This is a genomic window from Campylobacter sp. MIT 99-7217 (assembly GCF_006864365.1).
Classification (GTDB): Bacteria; Campylobacterota; Campylobacteria; order Campylobacterales; family Campylobacteraceae; genus Campylobacter_D.
On sequence record NZ_QHLJ01000032.1, the window covers coordinates 1 to 514 of the forward strand.

The 514-nt window shown below is 27.4% G+C and carries 1 tRNA gene; it reads right to left on the bottom strand.

The features are described 5' to 3' along the window. Positions 1-416: 416 nt before the first annotated feature. A tRNA-Ile gene (locus DMB92_RS09085) sits at positions 417-493 on the bottom strand. Positions 494-514 lie beyond the last annotated feature (21 nt).

A 514-nucleotide genomic window follows, 5' to 3' on the forward strand; every position in this document is an offset into this window, starting at 1 on the left:
TTAAAGAAAGATTAAACTAGACCTATCCTTTAACAAGTCTTGTAAAATTGTTTTTATTAAAACTTGCTTGTGACTCTTAACAATGGTAAGTTAAAGAACGAGAATAAATAATTATCTTTTGATCAAAGACTCAATCTCTTGCTTATACTTTTTCATATAGATAAGCTAAGAGCTTTTATCTTTATAATTAAGATAAACACCTTATTTATTCTATTTAGGTTTTAAAACCTAAAGGAAATTTAAAAAATAAATTTAAATCTATGGCTTTTAATATCTTAGATATTCAAATATTTCAACATTCTAATACTTTAAAAGCTTATTTAAATTTAACCTAATCTTTTTAAACTTGCTTTAGGTTTTAAAGTTTTTCAAATCTTTTTTTTATTTAGCCCTTGTCTTTAAAAGATTGATTTTAATGGTGGGCCTAACAAGACTTGAACTTGTGACCTCACCCTTATCAGGGGTGCACTCTAACCAGCTGAGCTATAGGCCCTTTATGGTGGAGAATAGCGGG